Annotated in this window: 13 protein-coding genes; 6 read left to right on the forward strand and 7 right to left on the reverse strand. The window is 68.2% G+C overall.

The features are described 5' to 3' along the window. Nucleotides 1-81: 81 nt before the first annotated feature. Nucleotides 82-3,258, reverse strand: coding sequence for a type I restriction endonuclease subunit R (locus QSK20_RS20815; protein ID WP_285790270.1), 3,177 nt, complete (start codon nt 3,256-3,258; stop codon nt 82-84). 282 nt (nt 3,259-3,540) lie between these two features. On the opposite strand from QSK20_RS20815, the gene QSK20_RS20820 reads away from it, so the two are divergent. Together QSK20_RS20820 and QSK20_RS20825 are read left to right on the forward strand one after the other, a co-directional pair. After that, nucleotides 3,541-6,015 (forward strand): AAA family ATPase, encoded by a 2,475-nt coding sequence (locus QSK20_RS20820; protein ID WP_285790271.1) that lies wholly within the window; start codon nt 3,541-3,543, stop codon nt 6,013-6,015. Further along, on the forward strand, nt 6,012-6,365 hold the full coding sequence (locus QSK20_RS20825; RefSeq protein WP_285790272.1) for a hypothetical protein: 354 nt from the start codon (nt 6,012-6,014) through the stop codon (nt 6,363-6,365). Before QSK20_RS20820 ends, QSK20_RS20825 begins: the two co-directional genes overlap by 4 nt. Nucleotides 6,366-6,444: 79 nt before the next feature. Here QSK20_RS20825 and QSK20_RS20830 read toward each other — a convergent pair whose 3' ends face one another. Then, nucleotides 6,445-7,452: a glycoside hydrolase family 11 protein gene (locus tag QSK20_RS20830; RefSeq protein WP_285790273.1), complete on the reverse strand. Its 1,008-nt coding sequence runs from the start codon at nt 7,450-7,452 to the stop codon at nt 6,445-6,447. A 564-nt stretch (nt 7,453-8,016) separates the two neighbouring features. Between QSK20_RS20830 and QSK20_RS20835 the strand changes: the two genes are divergently transcribed. After that, a complete protein-coding gene (locus QSK20_RS20835; RefSeq protein ID WP_285790274.1) occupies nt 8,017-8,502 on the forward strand; it encodes a hypothetical protein in 486 nt (161 codons plus the stop codon). Nucleotides 8,503-8,702: 200 nt separating this feature from the next. Next, entirely contained in the window at nt 8,703-11,705 is a 3,003-nt protein-coding gene (locus tag QSK20_RS20840) for a COR domain-containing protein (protein WP_285790275.1), read from the forward strand. 4 nt (nt 11,706-11,709) lie between these two features. On the opposite strand, the gene QSK20_RS20845 is transcribed toward QSK20_RS20840, so the two are convergent. Then, complete coding sequence (locus QSK20_RS20845; protein ID WP_285790276.1) at nt 11,710-12,921, reverse strand: helix-turn-helix domain-containing protein; 1,212 nt, start codon at nt 12,919-12,921, stop codon at nt 11,710-11,712. Further along, nucleotides 12,918-13,061, reverse strand: a complete 144-nt coding sequence (locus QSK20_RS20850; protein WP_285790277.1) for a hypothetical protein — start codon at nt 13,059-13,061, stop codon at nt 12,918-12,920. Before QSK20_RS20850 ends, QSK20_RS20845 begins: the two co-directional genes overlap by 4 nt. Before the next feature lie 200 nt (nt 13,062-13,261). Here QSK20_RS20850 and QSK20_RS20855 point away from each other — a divergent pair, with 200 nt between their 5' ends. Together QSK20_RS20855 and QSK20_RS20860 are read left to right on the forward strand one after the other, a co-directional pair. Next, complete coding sequence (locus QSK20_RS20855; RefSeq protein ID WP_285790278.1) at nt 13,262-14,107, forward strand: helix-turn-helix domain-containing protein; 846 nt, start codon at nt 13,262-13,264, stop codon at nt 14,105-14,107. Continuing rightward, on the forward strand, nt 14,104-14,298 hold the full coding sequence (locus tag QSK20_RS20860; protein WP_285790279.1) for a DUF397 domain-containing protein: 195 nt from the start codon (nt 14,104-14,106) through the stop codon (nt 14,296-14,298). Before QSK20_RS20855 ends, QSK20_RS20860 begins: the two co-directional genes overlap by 4 nt. Nucleotides 14,299-14,707: 409 nt before the next feature. On the opposite strand, the gene QSK20_RS20865 is transcribed toward QSK20_RS20860, so the two are convergent. The 3 genes from QSK20_RS20865 to QSK20_RS20875 all read right to left on the reverse strand — a co-directional run bounded on the left by QSK20_RS20865 (nt 14,708) and on the right by QSK20_RS20875 (nt 20,027). Next, nucleotides 14,708-15,868 (reverse strand): restriction endonuclease subunit S, encoded by a 1,161-nt coding sequence (locus QSK20_RS20865; RefSeq protein WP_285790280.1) that lies wholly within the window; start codon nt 15,866-15,868, stop codon nt 14,708-14,710. A 110-nt stretch (nt 15,869-15,978) separates the two neighbouring features. Continuing rightward, nucleotides 15,979-18,030, reverse strand: a complete 2,052-nt coding sequence (locus tag QSK20_RS20870) for a type I restriction-modification system subunit M (protein ID WP_285790281.1) — start codon at nt 18,028-18,030, stop codon at nt 15,979-15,981. After that, on the reverse strand, nt 18,027-20,027 hold the full coding sequence (locus QSK20_RS20875; protein WP_285790282.1) for an N-6 DNA methylase: 2,001 nt from the start codon (nt 20,025-20,027) through the stop codon (nt 18,027-18,029). The genes QSK20_RS20870 and QSK20_RS20875 overlap by 4 nt, the downstream gene beginning before the upstream one ends. Between the last annotated feature and the right edge of the window lie 26 nt (nt 20,028-20,053).

Here is a 20,053-nt window from a genome sequence, read left to right on the forward strand (position 1 = left end):
TCGACTCCTTCTTCCTCCGATATGGACGGGGCGTTCCCGGCCCGGGCCGCTGATCCGTCCATCGCCAACGGACGGCAGCGGTCAGGCGGCGTCGTCCACCACGCCCTCCTGCTCGCGGATGATCCGCCACGCGGCGCTGCGGGCACTGCGGTTCAGCGAGCTGCGGAAGTCTCCGTCCGAGCCGTGGTACCTGCGGCTCAGGTCGGCGACGGCGTCGAAGCGGTCCATCATCTTCCCCTCGAAGACCGGCTCGAAGACGTGGCCGAAGTTCTCCTCGTCGTTGACCACGGCGGCGGCGCGCACCTTCGGGTCGGCCATCGTCTCGTTGATGACGACGACCAGGTCCTCGTCGCTGAAGCTCGTGCCGAACCGGGCGTTGAACCTGGCGATCAGCTCCGACAGCAGGGACTTCTCCGGCTCATGCGCGCCGCCGGTCCCGTCGCCGAAGCCCGTCATCTCGGCGGCGCCTTCCGGGTCGAGGCGGACGTCGTGCTCGCCGGTCTTCTCCACCCGCAGGTGGCTGAGGTCGACCTCGCCGATGTCGACGCCACCGTCCCCGCGTCGGGGCAGCTTGTTGAGCAGGTGCCGGCCGTAGAGGTAGAGCCGTTCCAGGTCGGTGTCGGTGTAGGGCACGATCTGGGCGAGGAAGCCGTACTTGCGGACGTAGTCGGTCAGGTCGGACCGGAAGGTCTCAGCGGTCTCCCGGTCCTCGTCGTCCTCTCCGTGCAGCAGCGCCGCGAAGCGTGCGACGGCGGGGGAGAGGTGCCGGTACAGCTCGGCGTGCAGCTTCGCCCAGGCCGCCTCGTTGCCGGCGGTCTGCTCCTCGGCCGTCAGGAACGCCTCGACGAACTCCTGCATCTCCGCCTCGACCAGCAGCGGCGGCGACATCACCCGGCTCTGCGCGGTGTAGAGCAGGTTCGGGTCCGACGGCAGCGTTTCGGCCTCTTCGAAGTACGGCCGGAACGCCTCCCTGATCTCCTCGGCGTCGTTCACGAAGTCCAGTACCGCCAGGTCGGCCTGGCTCTTGCGGTCGGCGGTCCGGTTGAGCCGGGACAGCGTCTGCACCGCCGAGATGCCGGCAAGCTTCTTGTTGACGTACATGGTGGTGAGCAACGGCTGGTCGAAGCCGGTCTGATACTTCTCCGCGACCACCAGGATCCGGTACTCGCGCTGCCCGGCGGCGCTGCCGGCGCGGGCGCTGCGGTCGTCGGCCCGGGTGTAGGCGAACGCCTTCGGCAGGGCGCGTTCGGCCAGCCCACCGTTCTCCCGGACCTCGGTGACCTCCTCGCCGTCGTAGGTCAGGCTGCCGGAGAAGGCGACCAGCACCCCCGGGTCCGGGTAGCCGCGGTCGCCGAGGTAACGCTTGATCGCCCGGGACATCTGCACCGCGCTCTGCCGGGACGAGGTGACCACCATCGCCTTGGCCCGGCCGCCGAGCCGGCCGGCGGTGTGCGCCCGGAAGTGCTCCACCACGATCTGCGCGTGCTGCGCCACTGTGGAGTGGTGGGTGAGTGCGTACCGGGCGAGTTCCTTGTTCGCCCTGGCCGAGTCCACCTCGCGCTCGTCCGGGTTGGCGTTGACCAGCTTCCAGAACGTGTCGTACGTGACGTAGCTGCGCAGCGGATCGAGGATGAAGCCCTCCTCGATCGCCTGCCGCATGGAGTACGTGTGGAACGGGTGGTACTTCCCGTCCTCGCCGAGCGTGCCGAACAGCTCCAGGGTCTTCGCCTTCGGCGTGGCGGTGAAGGCGAAGTAGGAGAGGCTGCCGCTGCGCTGCCGCCGCCGGGCGCTCACCGTGAGCTTCTCCTCGGCGGTGCGGGGGCCGGCGGCACTGGTCGCCCCGGCGTCGTCGGAGTAGGCGTCGAGACCGAGGTCCCGCAGCACCCGGCGGACGTCGGTGGCCGCCTCGCCGGCCTGCGACGAGTGCGCCTCGTCGAGGACGACTGCGAACCGGCTGCCCCGGATCTCGGTCGGGCTGTGTCGCAGGTAGTCGACGAGCGCCGGGAAGGTCTGCAGGGTGACCGTGACGATCTTGCCGGTCTCCCGGGAGAGCGCCTTGGCGAGCTGCTCCGACTTCGCCCCGCGCTTCTCGTCGATCTTCACGACCAGGCCGGCGGTCTGCTCGAAGCTGCCCACGGTCTCCCGGAGCTGGGCGTCCAGGTTCGTCCGGTCGGTGATGATGACGACCTTGTCGAAGACCGGGCTACCGGGTCGCACCCCGGCGGTGAGCGCGGCCGGGTCGAGTGCCGCCGGGTCGTTCGGCGTGTGCAGGGACGAGAGCCGGTGGGCGAGCCAGGCGATGGTGTTCGACTTGCCGGAACCGGCCGAGGCCATCACCAGGTAGTTGTGCCCGGCACCGTGCCGGGCGGCGTGCGCGGTCAGCGTCCGCACCGCGTGCCACTGGTGGTAGCGCGGGAAGATCACGGTCTTCCGGGTACGCCCGTCCGCGCCCTTCTCCTGATGTAGGTGGACGAAGCGTTCCAGCAGGTCGAGCCAGTTGTCGCGCTGCCAGATCTCCTCCCAGAGGTACGAGGTGGGGTAGGCCCCGTATCCGGTGGCCGGCGGGTTGCCCCGGCCGCCGGGGCGGCCCGGTCCGGCGCTGCCGGTGTTGAACGGCAGGAAGCGGGTCTTCGGGCCGCGCAGCTGGGTGGTGACGAAGACCAGGTCCGGGTCCACGGCGAAGTTCGCGACCACCCGACGCGAGAAGATCAGCTCCATCGGGTCACGCTGTGTCCGGTACTGCTCCTTGGCGTGTTCGACGCCGGAACCGGTGAGCGGGTTCTTCAGTTCGGCGGTGACGACCGGGATGCCGTTGACGAAGAGCGTCAGGTCGAGCCGGTTGCCGCGGTCGGCCTGTTTGGTGGCGTACTCAAGTTCCCGGACCACGGTGAGCCGGTTGGCCCGGTAGTCGGCCAGGACCGCGTCCGACTCCACGAGGGACGGCCGGAAGTACGCGACACGGAACGGTAGGCCGCGGACCCTGAAGCCCTTACGGAGCACAGACAGCACCCCGTCGTCGTTGATCGCCCGGTCGATCCCCTTGGTGAACTCGCGTTGGGCCTCGTCCCGGTCGCTGCCGCAGCGGACGACCAGATCTTCCCACTCCTGCGCCTGGGTTGCGCCGACGAAGGTGAAGAGCTGCGCCGTGTCGAGGCCGAGTTCGGGGCGATAGTCGGCCGGATCGCCCTGCGTCCAGCCGCCGGCGAGGAGAGCGGCGACGATCGCGTCCCCGAACACCGACTCGTGATGCACCGCCATGCCGCCTCCCGACCACAACCGGACGCCCGACCGGATCAAGGTCGGAGCGTACTGATCAGCACCCCTTGCCGCACAGTCACCTTCCGGCAACGGGGAGGGACTCTACACTAGACGGAGGCCGTGTAAACGGTTTGACGATGCTTTCACGACATGCTGTGCTAGGGTCGTTTTCACTCCGGCAGATTGCGGCAGCACCAGCCCTGCGACCTCCCTGTCCGAGTGCACGGGCTCACTGCTCCCGCGAAGCCTCGTACCCCTTTCCTCACCCCCGAGAGGCACGACGTGACCGACGACCACCGGAGCGAAGCTGTCGACCGCCTCATCTACGACCACCTCGACCGTGCCGGCCTGCCCGAGGTCACCCAGGACCTCATCGTCGCCGCCCTCTGCGGCGAGCAGGACCTCGCCGCGCTGCTCGGCGGGGCTGCGCCTCCGCCGCGCCCCGCACCGTCCACGTCGAACGACGTGTCGGCCGGACCGGTCGGCACCTATCTCGACAGCATCGAGGTGACCGGGTTCCGGGGCATCGGTCCCACCGCGACCCTCAAGCTCGTGCCCGGGCCGGGCCTGACCATCGTCACCGGCCGCAACGGTTCCGGGAAGTCCAGCTTCGCCGAGGCGGCCGAACTTGCCCTTACCGGGGAGAACAAGCGTTGGGCCGGTCGCAGCACCATCTGGAAGAAGGGTTGGCGGAACCTGCACGCGGGCGACGAACCGGCGATCCGCGTCCGGCTGGGACTCACCGGCCAGCGCGACGGCGCGACCGTCGAATGCCACTGGCCCGACGGTGCCGGCCTCGCCGACCACGACCGCTTCCTCCGGACTGCTCGCGGGCCACGCCGCCCCGTCGCCGACCTCGGCTGGGGGCGCGGCCTGGAGCTGTACCGGCCGTTCCTCTCCTACGCCGAGCTGGGCGGTCTGATCGGCAGCCCGCCCAGCGAGCTGCACGACTCCCTGCACCGGATTCTCGGCCTCGACCGGCTCGTCCACGTCGAGACCATGCTCAAGGCCGCCCGGCGGAAAGCCGACCAGCGCCGCAAGCTGGGCGACGAACGCCGACCGGCCCTGCTGGCCACCCTCGCCGGACACCCCGACCCGCGCGCCCGCCGTGCCGAGCGTGCCCTGGTCGGCCGGCACGCCGACCTCGGCGCGCTCGACGCCCTGGCGACCAGCGGCGAACGGGACGACGACGCGACCGTCGAACCCCTGCGCCAACTCGACGCCCTGCGCCTGCCCGACCGGGTGGCCGTCACCGCCGAGGTGGACCGGCTCCGAGCGGGGCTGCGCCAGGTCGCCGAGCTGGCCGGCACGCCCGCCGAAGAGGCCCGCGCGGTGGCCGGGCTGCTCCGTGACGCGCTGCGTCACCACGACAGCCACCCGGACCAGCCCTGCCCGGTGTGCGGGGGTCGCACCCTGGACGAGGCGTGGGCCGAGCAGGCCCGCACGACGATGGACCAGCTCACCGCACGAGCTGAGCAGCTCGACGCCGCGCACCGGGCCGAACGGGAGGCCCGCCGGGCGCTGCGCCGGCTCGTCCCCGCCCGTCCGCCCGTCCTCGGCGAGACGTCACCGGCGCTCGTCGCCGAGCAGGTCGACCCTGCCGAGGCGGCGCTGGCCTGGCAACGGTGGGACGACCTGCTCGCCACCGCAGACTCCGCGTCGGTCGGCGCGTCGGCGCTGGCCGCCTTCGACACCCTGGCCTCCGCGCTGGCCCCGGTGCGGGCCGCCGCGCGGGCCGCGCTGGACCGTCGTCGGCAGGCGTGGCAGCCGGTCGCCGACGAGATCCGCGCCTGGACCGGGACGGACCGCGCCAGCCGGCAGGCCGCCGTCCTCTACCCCGCCCTGAAACGGGCGGTCACCGAACTCCAGGCGATCGCGGCGAAGATCCGCGCCGACCGCCTGGCACCGATCGCCGCCGAGGCCACCCGGATCTGGAACGACCTGCGGCAGGACAGCAACGTCGACCTGGGCGCGGTGAAGCTGGCCGGCAACGGGCCCGCCCGCCGCGTCGACCTCGACGTGACCGTCGACGGGGTGGCCGGGGCCGCGCTCAGCGTGATGAGCCAGGGCGAGCTGCACTCTCTCGCGCTGGCGCTGTTCCTGCCCCGCGCGACCATGCCGGAGAGCCCGTTCCGGTTCCTGCTGATCGACGACCCGGTGCAGTCGATGGACCCGAGCAAGGTGTACGGGCTCGCCCAGGTGCTCGCCGAGGTCGCCCGGCACCGGCAGGTCGTCGTCTTCACCCACGACGACCGGCTGCCCGCCGCCGTCCGGCACCTGCACATCGACGCCCGGATCCTCACCGTGAGCCGCCTCGCCCGGTCCCACGTGACGGTCGACGGCACCCGGGACGGTGACCCCGCCCAGCGCTACCTCAACGACGCGCAGGCCCTCGCCATGGACGAGGGCGTTCCGGAGAAGGCCCGGCTCACCATCGCCTGCAACCTCGTCCGCGACGCCCTGGAGTACGCCTGTCACGAGCGCATCCGGACCAGCGGTTTCCGCGCCGGCACGCCCTTCGTCGAGACGGAGGAGGCCATCACCCGGGCGAACGGACTGCGGCAGACCCTGGCGCTGGCCCTGCTCGGCGACCACCGACGCGTGGGGGACGTGGACGCCGCCCTGGCCCGGATCGACCCTCGCGCGGATCGGCTGGTACGAGCCGTCAACACGGGCGCGCACGGCAATCCCGTACCGAACCTCCCTGCGCTCATCGACTACGCGCGCCAGGTAGCCCGGAAGGTGAGCCAGGTATGACCCCGCACGAACTCCTCGACGAGGCCGCCGACCTGCTGGTCAGGCCCCGACCGAGCATGCGCCGCTGCTGGCAGCGCGGCTGCGCCTGCCTGACCCGGGTCGCCCTGGAACAGGGGCTGCGCCACTACTGGGAGCAGGTCGCCCCGGAGGTGGCCGGCTGCCACACGACCCACCAGCTGCTGGCGCTGCGTGCGTACACCGACCAAGAGACCGCGCTGGTCGCCCGGATCGCCTGGCACGGACTCTCCCGGGCGATGCACCACCACGCGTACGAGCTGGCGCCCACCGTGACGGAGCTGCGCGGCTGGCACCGGGACGTCGCCACCCTCCTGCCCCGCCTCGTCCGGTGACCCGTTCCCCTCCCCTGACGGTCAGGGGCGCGGCGGTCGAAGCCGCCACGCCCTGACTGCGGTATCGGTGCGGGTCGGGTCAGCCGGTCCGGCAAGTGACCGTCGGCCAGGTCCAGTTGCCGTTGGCCATGATCGTGACCCCGAAGTTGTTGCCGTTGCCGTTCGGCCGGGCGGTGACGGACCCGCTGGTGCCGCTGACCTGGGCGTTCCAACTGTTCTGGATGCTCTGGCCACCGTTCAGGTTGAGGGTGACCACCCAGTTGTTGGTGCCACTGACCGCGACGTTCAGGTTGAACCGGTCACCCCACTGCTGACCGGCCGAGAGCACCGCGGTGCAGTTGCCGCTCGGCGGAGGGGTGGTGGGATTGCCGCCACCGCCCTCCCAGACGGTGATGTCGGAGCTTCCCTGGCTCTGGTAACCCTCGGTGGCCATGATCTGGTAGTAGTGGCTGCCGAGGTTCAGTCCGGCGCGGGCCCAGGCGTCGAAGTGGTTGGCGGTGGTGATGGTGCCGCTGCTCCGCTTCTGCTGACGCACGCTCCAGTACTGGTAGAAGGTGCAACGGTCGCCGTCGATGCAGGGCGCGTTGACCCGCTGGCTGCGGAGGATGTCGTAGGTGCCGCCGTCGGTGGTGACCGAACCGAGCCGCTGGGCACCGCTGCTCGGGTTGTAGCTGCCGAAGTTCTCCACCACGTAGTACTCGATGAGCGGGTTGCGCGTCCATCCGTACAGGGCGAGGTAGGTGTTGTTGTTGCCCGGGTTGTAGCTGCCCGAGTAACTGATCGTCCGGCGGGTGCCGGTGGCCCAGCCCTTGCCGCCGACCCAGTTGTTGGTGCTCCGGTCCCAACTGCTGCTGTACCGGCCGTCGGCGCGCAGCGTCATGCTGGCGTTGCCACTGTCCTTCCAGAACGAGAAGTAGTAGCCGTTGTGCGTGCCGGTGGTGTTCGACGTGAGGGTCCGGTCCGCCTCGGCCTGGGCAGCGTGCGGTGCGGCCAGGACCGTGCCGCTGATCGCGAGCGCGGTGGCGCACATGGCGCCGAGGAGCAGCCGGACACGGCTACGCCTCCTCGGTGTGGTCGGGTGGCTCATGTGCCTTTCCTCCTCGGGACAGCTGGCGGGGGCCAGCAGCGCGGTTGCGACCCGGCAGGCTTGGGGGCCAGGTGCGGGCAGCCGGACGCCCGGCGTGGTCGTGCGGTGGGGGTGCGCCGGTCGTCCCGCACGCTCGCGGCGGCGGGTCGTGGTGGTGGCATCGACAGTGATTCGGTCCTGTCGATGGCGACGCTATTGGCCGGGTCCAAGGCCTGTCAACGACTTTCGGAAATGTTACGGAAACAATCCCGTGACCTCGGATTTCTCGTCGAAGGTCATTCATGCTGGCCAGTGGTCCTGTGGGGAAGATCAGCCCAGAGGGGTGGCCCATCCGCGATCACCGCAGCGGAGCGAGCCGGAGCGATAGTTTCGGAACTTTCGGAGCCGCGTCGTCGACGCCTGTCGGGCTCTGCCTCAATCGTCGCGACGTTCGGGTGCGTCGAAAACCGACCCCGTCCGAGCCGTTCACCATCCGTGCGCGCGGTGCTACTTTCTGCTCACTGTTTGCCTTGGTGGTCCGTCACGAGCCCGTGCGGGCCCCGGGCGTGACGAAGGGAAGGCGCTTTGTTCGCCACGTTCCGCAAGGTCGCCCGAACGTCCCTGACCGCCCTGGCGGTCTCCGCTCTCGGCGCAGCCTGCCTGGTCACCACCGGCGCAACTCCGGCCTACGCGCACAGCCAGCAGGGTGCCATCAGGGCCGCCTGCGGCCCGAACTACTCCCTCCTGGAGGGTGGACTCAGCGAGGTGAAGACCGAGGCCGGCGAGGTCTGGGGCGAGGTGATGCTGACCTACAACGCGACGAAGGACAAGTTCTGTGTGGTGACCCGCAAGATCGCCTTCCACGGCGAGCCCACCCGGGTCATCGCGGGCATCTTCCACGAGAGTGAGGGCGTCGTGGTCACGGACCGGGCGAAGGTCAGTCACCAGGCGTCGGTGAAGCTCCCCGCAGGTGGTGAGTGCGCCAAGTACTACGGCTACGTGTTCGACCCGGGCGGCACATCCGCCTTCGGCGGCGGTGCGAACCACACAATTCCCTACATCTGCCCCTGACGGAGGGCGGCGCGGACGGTCCGGCGCGGCAGATGTGCGCGCACGCGGTGCCGGGCCGCAGCGGCTTGCCAGACGGCGAGCGGCGATCGGGTTGGTGTCGGGGCGATCTGGTGCTTCTTCTGGCTGGTGGCGACCGTCCTGAGTAGACGGTTTCGGTCATCTTCGTTACGGTCGATGCACCCATAGTCTCCCAGCAGTCGATGCCCGGGCTTGTGCGAGGTGTTCGAGCTGGCGAGCGCTGCACTTTCAAGGAGTCAGCGATTAGCACCTCAGGCGATGCGAGTCGTACGTTCACCTCCGCAGATGTCGATCGTGCCCGGACCGAGGGATTTGCCCGCTTCTCGGGCTGGGGATTGAAGAGTCTGCCGGCATCGATCAGCGAGTTGGGTGATCTTGACCGGCTGTATCTCATACATAACCAGCTCGAAGTTCTGCCACCAGGAATTGGTCACCTGGTCAACCTGACGGAACTTGACGTGCGGAGCAATCTCCTCTCCTCGTTGCCGAAGGAGATTGGCGAGCTACAGAAGTTGGAAGAACTCTATCTCGATGACAACGAGATAGCCAGATTGCCGCCCGAGATCGGGAATCTGACAGAACTCCGTGAACTGGACCTGGACGGCAATAAAATCGAGATCCTGCCCCCGGAACTGTTCCGCCTGCGTAACCTGGAGCAGCTCGACCTCAGGAACAACAGGCTGACGCACCTGCCTCCCGAGATCGGCAACCTTACCAATCTGCGCCGCCTTTATCTCAGCAACAACCAGCTGCGCGAGTTGCCTTCGGAATTGGGTCTGCTTACCAAGCTCGACAAGTTGGAGTTGGACGGCAACAACATTACCGAGCTGCCCCGCGAGATGGCGCAGCTTCTCGGCCGCTCGATTTCGCTCTCCCTTGCCAGGAATCCACTCGCCGACCCCTTGCCCGACTTGGTCATGCGAGGGCTGGACGCGCTCGCCGCGTACCTCCGTAGCCTCGAGGACGCCGTCCCGCACTACGAGGCGAAGGTGTTGATCGTGGGCGAGGGCGCGGTTGGCAAGACATCGTTGCTCGCGGCGATGAAGGGCGAGGAATTCGTAGAAAACCGGAACACGACTCACGGCCTGGAGATCTACCCGCTAAGCTTCCGGCACCCTGATCTGGACACCGATATGACAGTCCGCGCCTGGGACTTCGGTGGGCAGGAGGTTTACCGGATAACGCACCAATTCTTCTTTAGCCGTCGAGCCCTGTACGTGCTGGTCTGGAATGCGCGCAAGGGTCAGGAGCAGAGTGAGGTCGAGGACTGGCTGAGGCGGATACGATTGCGGGTGGGGCGCGAGGCCCGAGCGATCCTCGTGCCGACCCACTGCGACCAGCGCAACCCCGAGATCGATCTGGAGCAGCTCAAGCAGGCGTTCCCCCACATGCTGTCCGGGCAGTTTCCGGTGGACAACAAGAGTGGAATCGGGATCCCGGAACTTCGGGACGAGGTCGCGAAGGAGGCTGCCGCTCTCCCGCAGATGGGCAGGGTTCTCAGTCCTCGATGGATTGCGGCCCGCGACGACATTCTGGCGCGTTACCAGAGCGAACCGCAAATCTCGTGGGTGGATTTCGTCGCCGCCTGCAAGGCGCAGCAATTGAACGATGAGGAGACGGTCACGCTCGCCGAACTCCTGCACGACCTGGGACAGGTCATCTACTACGGCGACGACGAAGGTCTGAGAGACATTGTCGTCCTGAACCCCGAGTGGTTGACGAAGGCTATTGCATACGTGCTGGAAGATGCGCCGACCAGAGAGGCGAACGGCGTACTAGATCATGCCAGGCTTCGTAAGATATGGCAGGACGGTCCGTCCGTGGAAATCTATCCGGTCCGGCATCACCCCTATTTTCTGCGGCTCATGGAGAAGTTCGACATCTCCTACCGGCTCGATGACCACGAGAAGAAGAGTCTGATCGCTCAGCTTGTCCCACACTCGCGGCCCGCGCTGCCCTGGATGTTCCGGACGCCGATGTCGGTCAACATCCGTGCGGTGACGTTAATCTGCAAGCTGCAGGAGCCGGCGCCCGGCGTGATTGCCTGGCTGACGGTTAGGCACCATAACGCGTCGGTGGGCAAGCACTGGCGGAGGGGCGTGTTCCTGCGCCACCCCACGGCCGCCTACGCGTCTGAGGCTCTCATCGAGCTGCAGCAGGACAACCGGCTCATGCTGCAGGTTCGCGCCCCGTCGCCAGACCTGTTCTTCAACGTGCTTCGGGACAGTCTGGAACATCTGCTCCAGCGTCGCTGGCCGGGGCTTCAGTACCAATTCCTGGTCCCCTGTCCGACGCCGGGATGCGCAGGTGAGTTCCCACTCAGCGGGCTGCTCCGCCGACGAGAAAAGGGCCAGGCGTTACGTGACTGCCTGGAATGCGACCAGGACCATGACATCTCTGTCCTACTGACCGGATTCACGTCGGGGCAGGTGGAGATCCGGTCCCAGCTTGAGGCGTTGCACGAGGAGCTGGGGGCTATCGCGGGCAGCATCGACAGGATGGAGGGAAGCGTGCAACGGGTGGAGATGTTCGCCGCCCAGAGCGCTGACTCGCTGCGCCGGGTGCTGAAGGTCGTCGCAGCCGAGGTGATCGACTGTCCGCGCATGTTCACCCTGGCGCTGCCGCCCAAGAGCGCGGACCTGCTTAAGCCGGCGGCCATGCTCAGACAGCGAAGACTGACCTTCCAACTCGTCTATCTCACTCTTTGGTGTGAACACCCGGGCGAGTGGCATCCCTGGCAGCCGGCCACCTACGAACTCAGGCAAGAGCGGGAATGGCTGATAAAGGTAGCCCCGTACGCGAACTTTGTGCTGAAGACATTGCGCCTAGCGGTGCCCATCGTCGGTGCGATCTCCGGGGTTACCCTGCCTAAGCAGGAGGTGGAGGACCTCGCCAAGCGGGTGGAACTGATGAAGGTCCTTGCCGAGAAGCTACCGACTGAGGTGGATCGGCAGGAGCTTCTTGAGGGGATACCACCCACCAATGAACTGACCAAGGCGGAAGGGCAGGCCCTGCGTGGCCTCAGGGCGCTGCTCTTCAGGTACGACGAGAGCCGGCTTTTCGGGGACCTCCGACGGGTGCAGGCACCTTCGGGGGAACTGCTGTGGGTGTGTCCGCGCCATTACCAGCAGTACGACCCCGGCTTGCCTGATCTGCCGGAACCCTCGTTCGAGGGGCGGGCGTAGGCAGTCAGTTCCGGGTCAGGCCGATGGTGGTGGCGAGGCGGGTGACGTCAGCCGGGGTGGGGCCGGCGTGGAGGACGGCCAACAACGCCGCGTGGGCGGCGGGTCGGAGCCGGACCTCGGCGGGGGCCATCCGGTCGGCGGTGAGCAGAGCGCGGCCGGCGGCGTGAAGGTCGCCCAGGTCGAGGTGGGCCCGGGTGACGTCGATCAGGTGCGCGGCCCGGCGTTCGGCGGGTAGCCGCGGCCAGGCGTCGTCGCCGGTGGCGCGCTGGTGCAGGGTGACGGCCCGGTAGTTGTCGCCGAGTCGGGCAGCGGCCACCGCGCGGGCCAGGTCGACCACGACCGGCCCGAATCCGTCCTCGTCGTGGTGGTGTCCGGCGTGGAGGGCGGCGAGGTGGGCGGCGCGTGCGGTGAGGTCGTCCACGGCGGCGGCGTCGCCGCAGGTGGCGGCGGCGAGGGCGGCTTCGGTGAGCAGGGTGCCGGCGAGGGCGGCGTCGTCGGGTGCGGGTTCGCGGTGCGGGGCCGGGTCGAGCGGGCGTACGGCGGTGGTGGCGGCGGCCATCGCGAGCCGGCCGCGGTTGAGGGCCCGGAGTGCCTGGGCCAGCGGTACGGCGGCGAGGGCGGTACCCCGTGGGTCACCGGCGGCGGTAGTCATCGCCCGGTCGGCGGCCAGCCAGGCGAGGTACGGCTCACCGAGCTTGACCAGCACCTGGGCGGTGACCCGGTACACCCGCACCAGCCGCAGGGACGCCGCCGCATCCCCGGTCCGGTGGTCCGCGTGCCGGGTGGCGGCGAGCAGTCCCGGCAGCAGCCGAAGCACCTGGAGATGGTGAGCGTGCCGGTACGCCGTGCGGGCGTACCCGATCCGGTCGTCGAGGTCGGCCGGCGGCGACGGGCCGTCACCGTCGGGCGGGGTGTCGTAGCTGGCCAGAGCCGCGCGGACCTGCTCGACGGCGGCCGTGGCGTCGGTGGCGGGTGCTGACCTGGCCTGCCGGCCGACCAGCACGGCCGGGGCGACGCCGAGGGCGGCGGCCACCGTCTCGATCATCGGCAGCCGGTCGAGGGTACGCACACCGCGTTCCACCTTGTCCACCCAGCTCTTCGACCGGCCGATCCGATCGGCGAAGACCTGCTGACTCATGCCCCGGCGTACGCGCAACTGGGCGACCCGCCGCCCGATGGGCAGCTCACGGCGGTTGTGTTGGCGCGGGTCGCTCATCGCTGGTCGGCCCGGTTGACGGGCTCGGTGTACTCACCGCAGCGCGGGCACCAGCGGGACTTGACCCGGAACGCGAGCAGCCCGAGCAGGAACCCCGGCACCAGCCCACCGAACACCATCGCCACGATCTCGGAAACCACGAACACTCTCACCTTCCGCCGAGTCCCCCTACCTGGGCGGGTGAGGGGTATGGCTCACGGAGGCGCACCCTGTCCGGCGCGCATCGGGCCGCTCAGCTGCGCACCCATTTTGCGCGCGCAAAGTAGGCAGGTCAATCACGACGCGTCAACTGATACCAACGGCGTGTGGCTGGTGACAGGTGCCTGGGAAGGCAGAAGATGTGAGCGTGGAAAGCCCAACCTTCGTGCGGTTCCAGCTCGGTGCTCAACTCAAGCAAGCGCGCGAGAAGGCCGGAGTGACCACCGAGCAAGCAGCCGCACTCATCGAGGTGTCGCCGAGCACCCTCCGGAGGATCGAGCAGGGCAGGGTCGGATTGAAGGGTCCGGCACTTAACGCCTTGCTTGACCGGTACGGCGTGACCGATGCGGAGAAACGCGAGACGTGGCTCTCGATGGCTCGGGCGGGCAAGCAGCGCGGCTGGTGGGCGAAGTATGGCGACCTGCCCAACTCCTACCGGCAGTACATCGGACTTGAGTCTGCAGCGTCCGAGATCCAGAACTTCGAAACCCTGGTCGTGCCCGGCCTGTTGCAGACCGCCGAATACGCCCGAGCAATCATCAGCGCCGACGCATCCCAGCCCACACCGCAGGCGACAGACGAGCGGGTGATCGTGCGGTTGGAGCGGCAGAAGCTGCTCGCCGAGGAGAAACTACGGCTGGTTGCGGTGATCGACGAGGCGGTCCTGCACCGGCAGATCGGCGGACCCGAGGTCATGCGGGATCAACTTTCGGCGCTTCTCACCGCGCAGAAGCGATGGAACGTGAACGTCCAGGTCATTCCGTTCCGGGAAGGGGCCTACGCCTCGATGGTGTCGAGCTTCCACATCCTCAGCTTCGACGAGGGGCCAGGGGTGGTGTACATCGAGGGCCTGACCGGCGACCTCTACGCTGAAGGTGAGGACGTCGACAGGTGCACGCGGGTGTTCAGCAGCCTTCGTGCAGCCGCCCTGTCACCCACGGCTTCAACCACTATGATCAAGAGGATTCGGGACGAGGAGACGCCATGAAGGCGCTCAACAGCCAGTGGCGTACCAGCAGCCGCAGCGGCGGCAACGGCGCGTGCGTCGAGGCCCGGTACGGCGGCCACATCACTCAGGTTCGCGACAGCAAGGACCGGCGGGGACCGGTGCTGATGTTCGGCCCCGATCAGTGGACCGGCTTCATCGAGGGTATCAAGGCCGGCGCCTTCGCGGGCTGAGCGACGAGCGCCTTCGGGGTGACGAATCATGCCGGGGCAGCCATGTTCGAGGGGCGTAGGCGCTGGGCCAGTGTGGAGACTCCGATCGGTGGGCTGTTCTTTCAAGTCGAGCGGTGACCTGGCGCGACTGACAGTGCGGTGCCCGACGATCTGAGGATGCTGGCCAGGTCGCCGGCCGAGTCGTTCACCCTTGTCAAGGGAGCTGAGCGAACATCCAGCTAACCTCTGATGCACGTCGAGCCGTTCCGGCAGCAACAGTCAATGCGTCGAGGTTCTTGACCGGGTGCCGCGGTCGACGTACGCCCTAAGCAAAAGAGCCGCCCAGTCCTCTGCTGAGATACGGACGAACTCCACTGATCCTAGTCGTTGCCTGAATCAGGCGACTCGCCCTCTGTCTGTTGGTCGCTCGTCAGTCATCCGACTTGAGCATGCCAATCTGCCCGGTCACAGCTGCTGCAATCAATGCCTGCCGCTTCTGTTTCATAGTAGCAGAAAACTGCGTGAGCAGATTGCGTGCTCGAACCACTCCATCAAGAAAGTGGTCTAGGTGTTTTGCTGCCGTCACTTGAGTGCCCTTGGGTGGCAGGTGGATTGGAAATGACCTAAGGGTTTCATTGTTGATAATTCGGATGCGGGAGTATTGAGCCCAAGCCCGAATCTCTTCTTCTGCGGCCCATAGTTGCCAGGCCAAGAACTTCCCGTCCGAGCCTTGGTTGGGCGTCATTGCCGTTATCTGCTGATTCCCAGTGGCGTCCCGATCTAGAAAACCCACCTTTCCTAGTGATTCGCCAATGCCGGTTATGAGGATGCTTCCTGCGGGAAAGTGTGGCACTTCCTGTGCCTTCTCGGCGGGAACGAACTTCTCTGCCTCTCCTACCGACAAGAGCCCGCTGAGGGCTGCTGGCGTGTACCAGGGGATTGCGTCGTGGCAGGTAGCCTCATTTCGGTCCTGCAAGTTGCCCGGGGTTGTGCCGGTTTGGACTGCCTGAAGCGCTCGCCTGAGTGGCACGGTCAGTTCGCGTGATCCGTCCGCGTCCAGCTGTAGAAGAGCACGGCCTGTAGCCTCTACTGCTCTTGCCTTCAAGGCTGCCGTAAGTAGGTTGGCCTGCTTGCCCCTTATTGCGAGTAGTTGGTCAATTCGAGCCGCTTCTACATCGAGAAAATTGACAATTCGGTGCTGTTCTGTGAGCGGCGGGATCGGAATCTGTGCACTTACAAGGCGGTCCCGATTGAGTTCGATTTGGTTAGTTGCCCCAACGGTCAGCGCGGCAGAAATGTACTCTTGGAAGGGCTGTGACTGGATCCAATAGTAACCGAAACGTGGGTGGATCAACTCTGCTTTGAAGCGAGCCACGGTAATGTGACTATCTGCCATCGATGGTAATTTGTCTGGCCCGCCATCAAAGAATCCGACGCGCCCAAGTGTTCCTGTGCCGGTGGAGTTGATGATTACGTCGCTGGGCCTCAGGATGCCCTTCAAGCCGGAGGCGTCGCCGTGATAATCGTGAAAACGAGTCAGCTTCCAGTCGATTCCGGTGTTCTTGTTTGCTGCCTGTCCGATGACGCGCACCGGGCCAGTATCTACATAGGCGGGGGTGGTTCCACGTCTTAGACAGGAAGTTACGTGCCTCAGCGGCGCCCGCGACCAATGGTTCGGGAGCGAGATCCCTAGGATCCGCGTCATTTCGTCACCTCGCCCAGTAGTGCCTGGATCTCGGCTTCGAGGGCTTTTAGTTCGGCGTCGATCTCGGCGAGGGGCCTCGGGGGCTTGTAGACGTAGAAGTGGCGGGTGAAGGGGATCTCGTACCCGATCTTGGTCTTGGTGTGGTCGATCCAGGCGTTCGGGACGTGCGGGAGCACCTCGCGGCGGAGGTATTCCTCCACGTCCTCGTGGAGCGGCACGTTCTCGTAGTCGCGCAGTTCGGTGTCCGGCTCGGGCTCGCCCTTGAGCATCTGCACCTCGCCCTCCGGGTCGCGCACGCCGAGCACGTCGCGGAGCGCCTTCTGGAAGGGTGCGCCGCTGGGCCAGAGCACGCCGCCCTCGGCCATCGCCTTGCGGACCGCGTCCCAGGCCGCCCGTTTGGTCTCCCATGACTTGCCGACCAGCGGTTTCAACGCCGCCTCGAACGCGTCGACGTTCACCGCCCGCGCGATCTGCTTCGATTCGCGTACGGCGGTCAGGGTCTCCTCGGTGACCTCGAAGCGGAGCGTGAGGGGCCGCTCGACGGTGATCCGCTGATAGCCGAAGTCCTGGTTGGCGAAGACCTTGACCTTCCGGTGGTGCGGGTGCTCCGGGTCGGCGGCGGCGTGCAGCGCCTCGCCGTAGAGCTGGGTGATCTCCTTGATGTGGTCGGCGGTGAGGTACTTGCGCTTGTCGCCGAGGGACTTGCGCATCTTGGCGAAGTGCTCCCGGGCGTCCAGCAGGATCACCTTGCCCCGGTGGTCGGGCAGCTTGCGGTTCGTGAGGACCCAGAAGTACGTGGAGATGCCTGTGTTGTAGAAAAGCTGGTCGGGCAGGGCGACGATGCCCTCCAACCAGTCGTTCTCCAGAATCCACTGCCGGATGCGCGACTCGCCGGACTCGGCCGCCCCGGTGAACAGCGGCGAACCGTTGAAGACGATGGCGACCCGGCTGCCGCCCTTGCCGTCGGCCGTGGGCTGTTTCATTTTTGAAATCATGTGCTGGAGGAAGAGGAGCGAGCCGTCGTTGATCCGGGGCAGGCCGGCACCGAACCGACCGCTCTCGCCGAGCTTCTCGTACTCGGCTTCGACCTCGTCCTTGACCTTCTTCCACTCGACCCCGAACGGCGGGTTGGCGAGCAGGTAGTCGAAGTGCGCGCCGCGGTGGCCGTCGTCGCTGAACGAGTTGCCGAACTTGATGTCGTCCGGGTCCTGGCCCTTGATCATCATGTCGGACCGGCAGATCGCCCAGGACTCCGGGTTCAGCTCCTGACCGAAGACCTTGACCGTGGCGTGCGGGTTCAGCTTGGTGATGTGCTCCTCGGCCGCGCTGAGCATGCCGCCGGTGCCGCAGGCCGGGTCCATGACCGTGCGCACCACAGCCGGCACGCTGAGCGCGTCGTGGTCCGGCGCGACCAGCAGGTTGACCATCAGCTCGATGACCTCGCGCGGGGTGAAGTGCTCACCGGCGGTCTCGTTGGACTGCTCGGCGAAGCGTCGGATCAGCTCCTCGAAGACGTACCCCATCTGGTGGTTGTCGACGTTCGGCAGCGGTTGGCCGTGCTCGTCGGTCAGGACCTCGCCGGTCTCCCTGTCCCGCTGCACCGGGTCGAGGTCGAGGTCCGCGAAGCGGGCGGCCACCCGGTAGAGCAGGTTCGCCGCGTCGAGGCGGCGGATCTGCTGCGGGAACTCGTACCGGTCCAGCACCTCCCGCGCGTTGTCGGAGAACGCGCCGACGTAGGCGAGCAGGTGCTTCGCCGTCTGGCCCGGGTCTGCTGTGATCGACTTCAGGGTGTAGCCGCTGGTGTTGTAGAAGCGGTGGGGTTCGGCGGCGCGGAGCAGGAAGCGGCTCACGTCGACGTCCTGGTCCCGGAACCGCTCGTACGTCTGGTGCACCTTCTCCCGGGTCGGCGCGAGGACACACTCCAGGCGACGCAGCACCGTGAACGGCAGGATCACCTTGCCGTAGTCGGACTGCTTGTAGTCGCCGCGCAGGAGATCGGCGACCGACCAGGCGTGGTTGGCCAGTTCGGTGTGTCTGCTGGTGCTCAACGAGGTCCTTCCGATGAATCCGGGGGGAGCAGTGCGCCGCCGGTCAGGCCCGCCGCCAGGGTGCGGGCCGTCTCGTCGGCGAGGCGGTTGGCGATGTCGGCCGCCGCGCGTAGGGCGGTGAGGCGCCGGAACGCCTGACCGTACCGCTGCTGTTCGGCGAGGGGGAGCAGCGGCACCCGCAGCCGGCGCGGGTCGACCCGGACCACGGTGCTGCCCGAGGCAGCGGCGTGCAGGTTGTCCTCGGCGGCGAGGAAGCCGGCGAGGAACCACGGGTCGAGCCGGGCCGGGTCGGGCCGCAGCAGGTACAGATGCCGACCGAGGAGGCTGCCCACGTCGCGGGCGTCGGCCACCCGGGCGGTGCCGACGCCGCTGTGCAACATCTCCGGGAGGATGACGTCCCCCTTCTCGACGGTGACCTCCACGGGCGCGCGGAGAAGCGTCAGGGCCTCGCCGCGCAGCAGGTCGGCGACGGTCGCGGTGCGCCAGGAGCGGGCGGTGGCCCCGACGGGGGGCCACCGCTCGCCCCCGCTGAGCGCCAGCACGCCGGTGGTCGCCCGGCGCAGTCGGCGGCGCAGCGCGTACGCGGCCTCGGCGAGTTCGTCGGGCCGACCCGGCACCGCCACCCGGACGTGCCGGGCGGGCGTCAGGTCGACGGTCTCGTCGAGCAGGTCGAGGGCGCTGACGACGCGGGCCGTGCCCGGCACGGCTTCGAAGCCCTCCGGATGCAGGTCGAATTCCCGCCAGGTCTGCACGACGAGGGTGTGCAGGGCGGGCCAGTCCGGTACGGGCCGCCGGCCGGTCGGCTCCTCGGACCCGACCGGGTCCACCTGCGCGGTGTCGACGAAGAGGACGCCCTGCGGCGGGACCGCCTGCTCGGGCGGGCGTTGGATCAGCCACAGGTGCAGGCCGACGTGCAACGGTTGGGCCACACCGGCCGGCAGTGCCACGACGGCCCGGAGCGCCCCGCCGCGGACCAGCGCAGCCCGGATCCGTCGACCCGAGGCCCGTTCGGCGCTCGCCGGCGGCATGAGCAGAACGGCCCGGCCACCGGGGGTGAGCCGGGCCAGGCAGTGCTGGAGCCAGGCGAGTTCCGACTCGATCTTCGCCGGCAGGCCGAGGACCCAGCGGGGGTCGTACGCCAGGTCGTCGTGTCCCCAGTCGCGCTGCCCGTAGGGCGGCGCGCAGAGCACGGCGTCGGCGACGAGAGCGGGGAACGCGTCGGCGCGGAGGCTGTCGCCGGCCCGTACCCGGACCGTCGCGTCGGTCGGGATGGCGAGGCGGGCAGCGGCCTGGGCGGCCTGCGTCGGCGCGAGGTCCTGGCCGACCAGTTCGCGCGCCCCGCGCGCGGCGGCGGCGAGCAGGAGGCCGCCGGCCCCGCACGCCGGATCGAGGACGGTGCCCGGGTACGCCTCGCCCGAGACGGTGATCAGGTCGGCCATCAGGTCGGCCACCGGTGCCGGGGTCGGATAGTTGCCACCGGCGCTGCTGTCGTCGGGATCGCTCTCGGCGAGCACGTCGAGTGCCCGGAGCGGCCCCTCTTCGACAACGCACCGCAGCAACGCCCGGAGCACCGGAACCTGGTCGGGGTGGAACGGCGGCCTGCCGGGCTCGGGCGGTTCGTCGGCCCCGGGTGGGACCGCCTTGCGCCGGAGGAGACGGAGCTGGTCGTCGGGCAGTGCGGCAAGCGTCCTCAGTCGACTGTCGGATCGACGACTCGCGGCGGCGACGAGTAGCGTCAGCTCGCACCGTGTGGTGGCATCGACCGCGGCGACCCGCAGGGCGGCGCGTAGGTCGTCGGCGGGGGAGCTCTCCGGGAGCTGCCCCCGCGCGGACAGCCATGCCCGTACGGCATCCAGGTCGTAGGCCGGGCTGCTCTCCGTTCCGCCGGACGGGGCGGGAAAGTCCGGGTGGCGGCGACGCCAGTTGCTCACCGTTGCCCGCGTGACGCCGGCCAACCGGGAGATTTCGGCGGCGGTGACCTGGGCTGCCTGCGGCATCGGACGTCCTGTCGGTCGGTGCAAGA

This window comes from Micromonospora sp. NBRC 101691 (assembly GCF_030269285.1).
GTDB classification, from domain to species: domain Bacteria; phylum Actinomycetota; class Actinomycetes; order Mycobacteriales; family Micromonosporaceae; genus Micromonospora; species Micromonospora echinospora.

Excerpts from the sequence above, each read along its gene's own strand:
- QSK20_RS20815 (WP_285790270.1), bottom strand. The coding sequence starts at position 3,258 with ATGGCGGTGCATCACGAGTCGGTGTTCGGGGACGCGATCGTCGCCGCT.
- QSK20_RS20825 (WP_285790272.1), top strand. The coding sequence starts at position 6,012 with ATGACCCCGCACGAACTCCTCGACGAGGCCGCCGACCTGCTGGTCAGG.
- QSK20_RS20830 (WP_285790273.1), bottom strand. The coding sequence starts at position 7,452 with ATGAGCCACCCGACCACACCGAGGAGGCGTAGCCGTGTCCGGCTGCTC.
- QSK20_RS20840 (WP_285790275.1), top strand. The coding sequence starts at position 8,703 with ATGCCCGGGCTTGTGCGAGGTGTTCGAGCTGGCGAGCGCTGCACTTTC.
- QSK20_RS20845 (WP_285790276.1), bottom strand. The coding sequence starts at position 12,921 with ATGAGCGACCCGCGCCAACACAACCGCCGTGAGCTGCCCATCGGGCGG.
- QSK20_RS20860 (WP_285790279.1), top strand. The coding sequence starts at position 14,104 with ATGAAGGCGCTCAACAGCCAGTGGCGTACCAGCAGCCGCAGCGGCGGC.
- QSK20_RS20875 (WP_285790282.1), bottom strand. The coding sequence starts at position 20,027 with ATGCCGCAGGCAGCCCAGGTCACCGCCGCCGAAATCTCCCGGTTGGCC.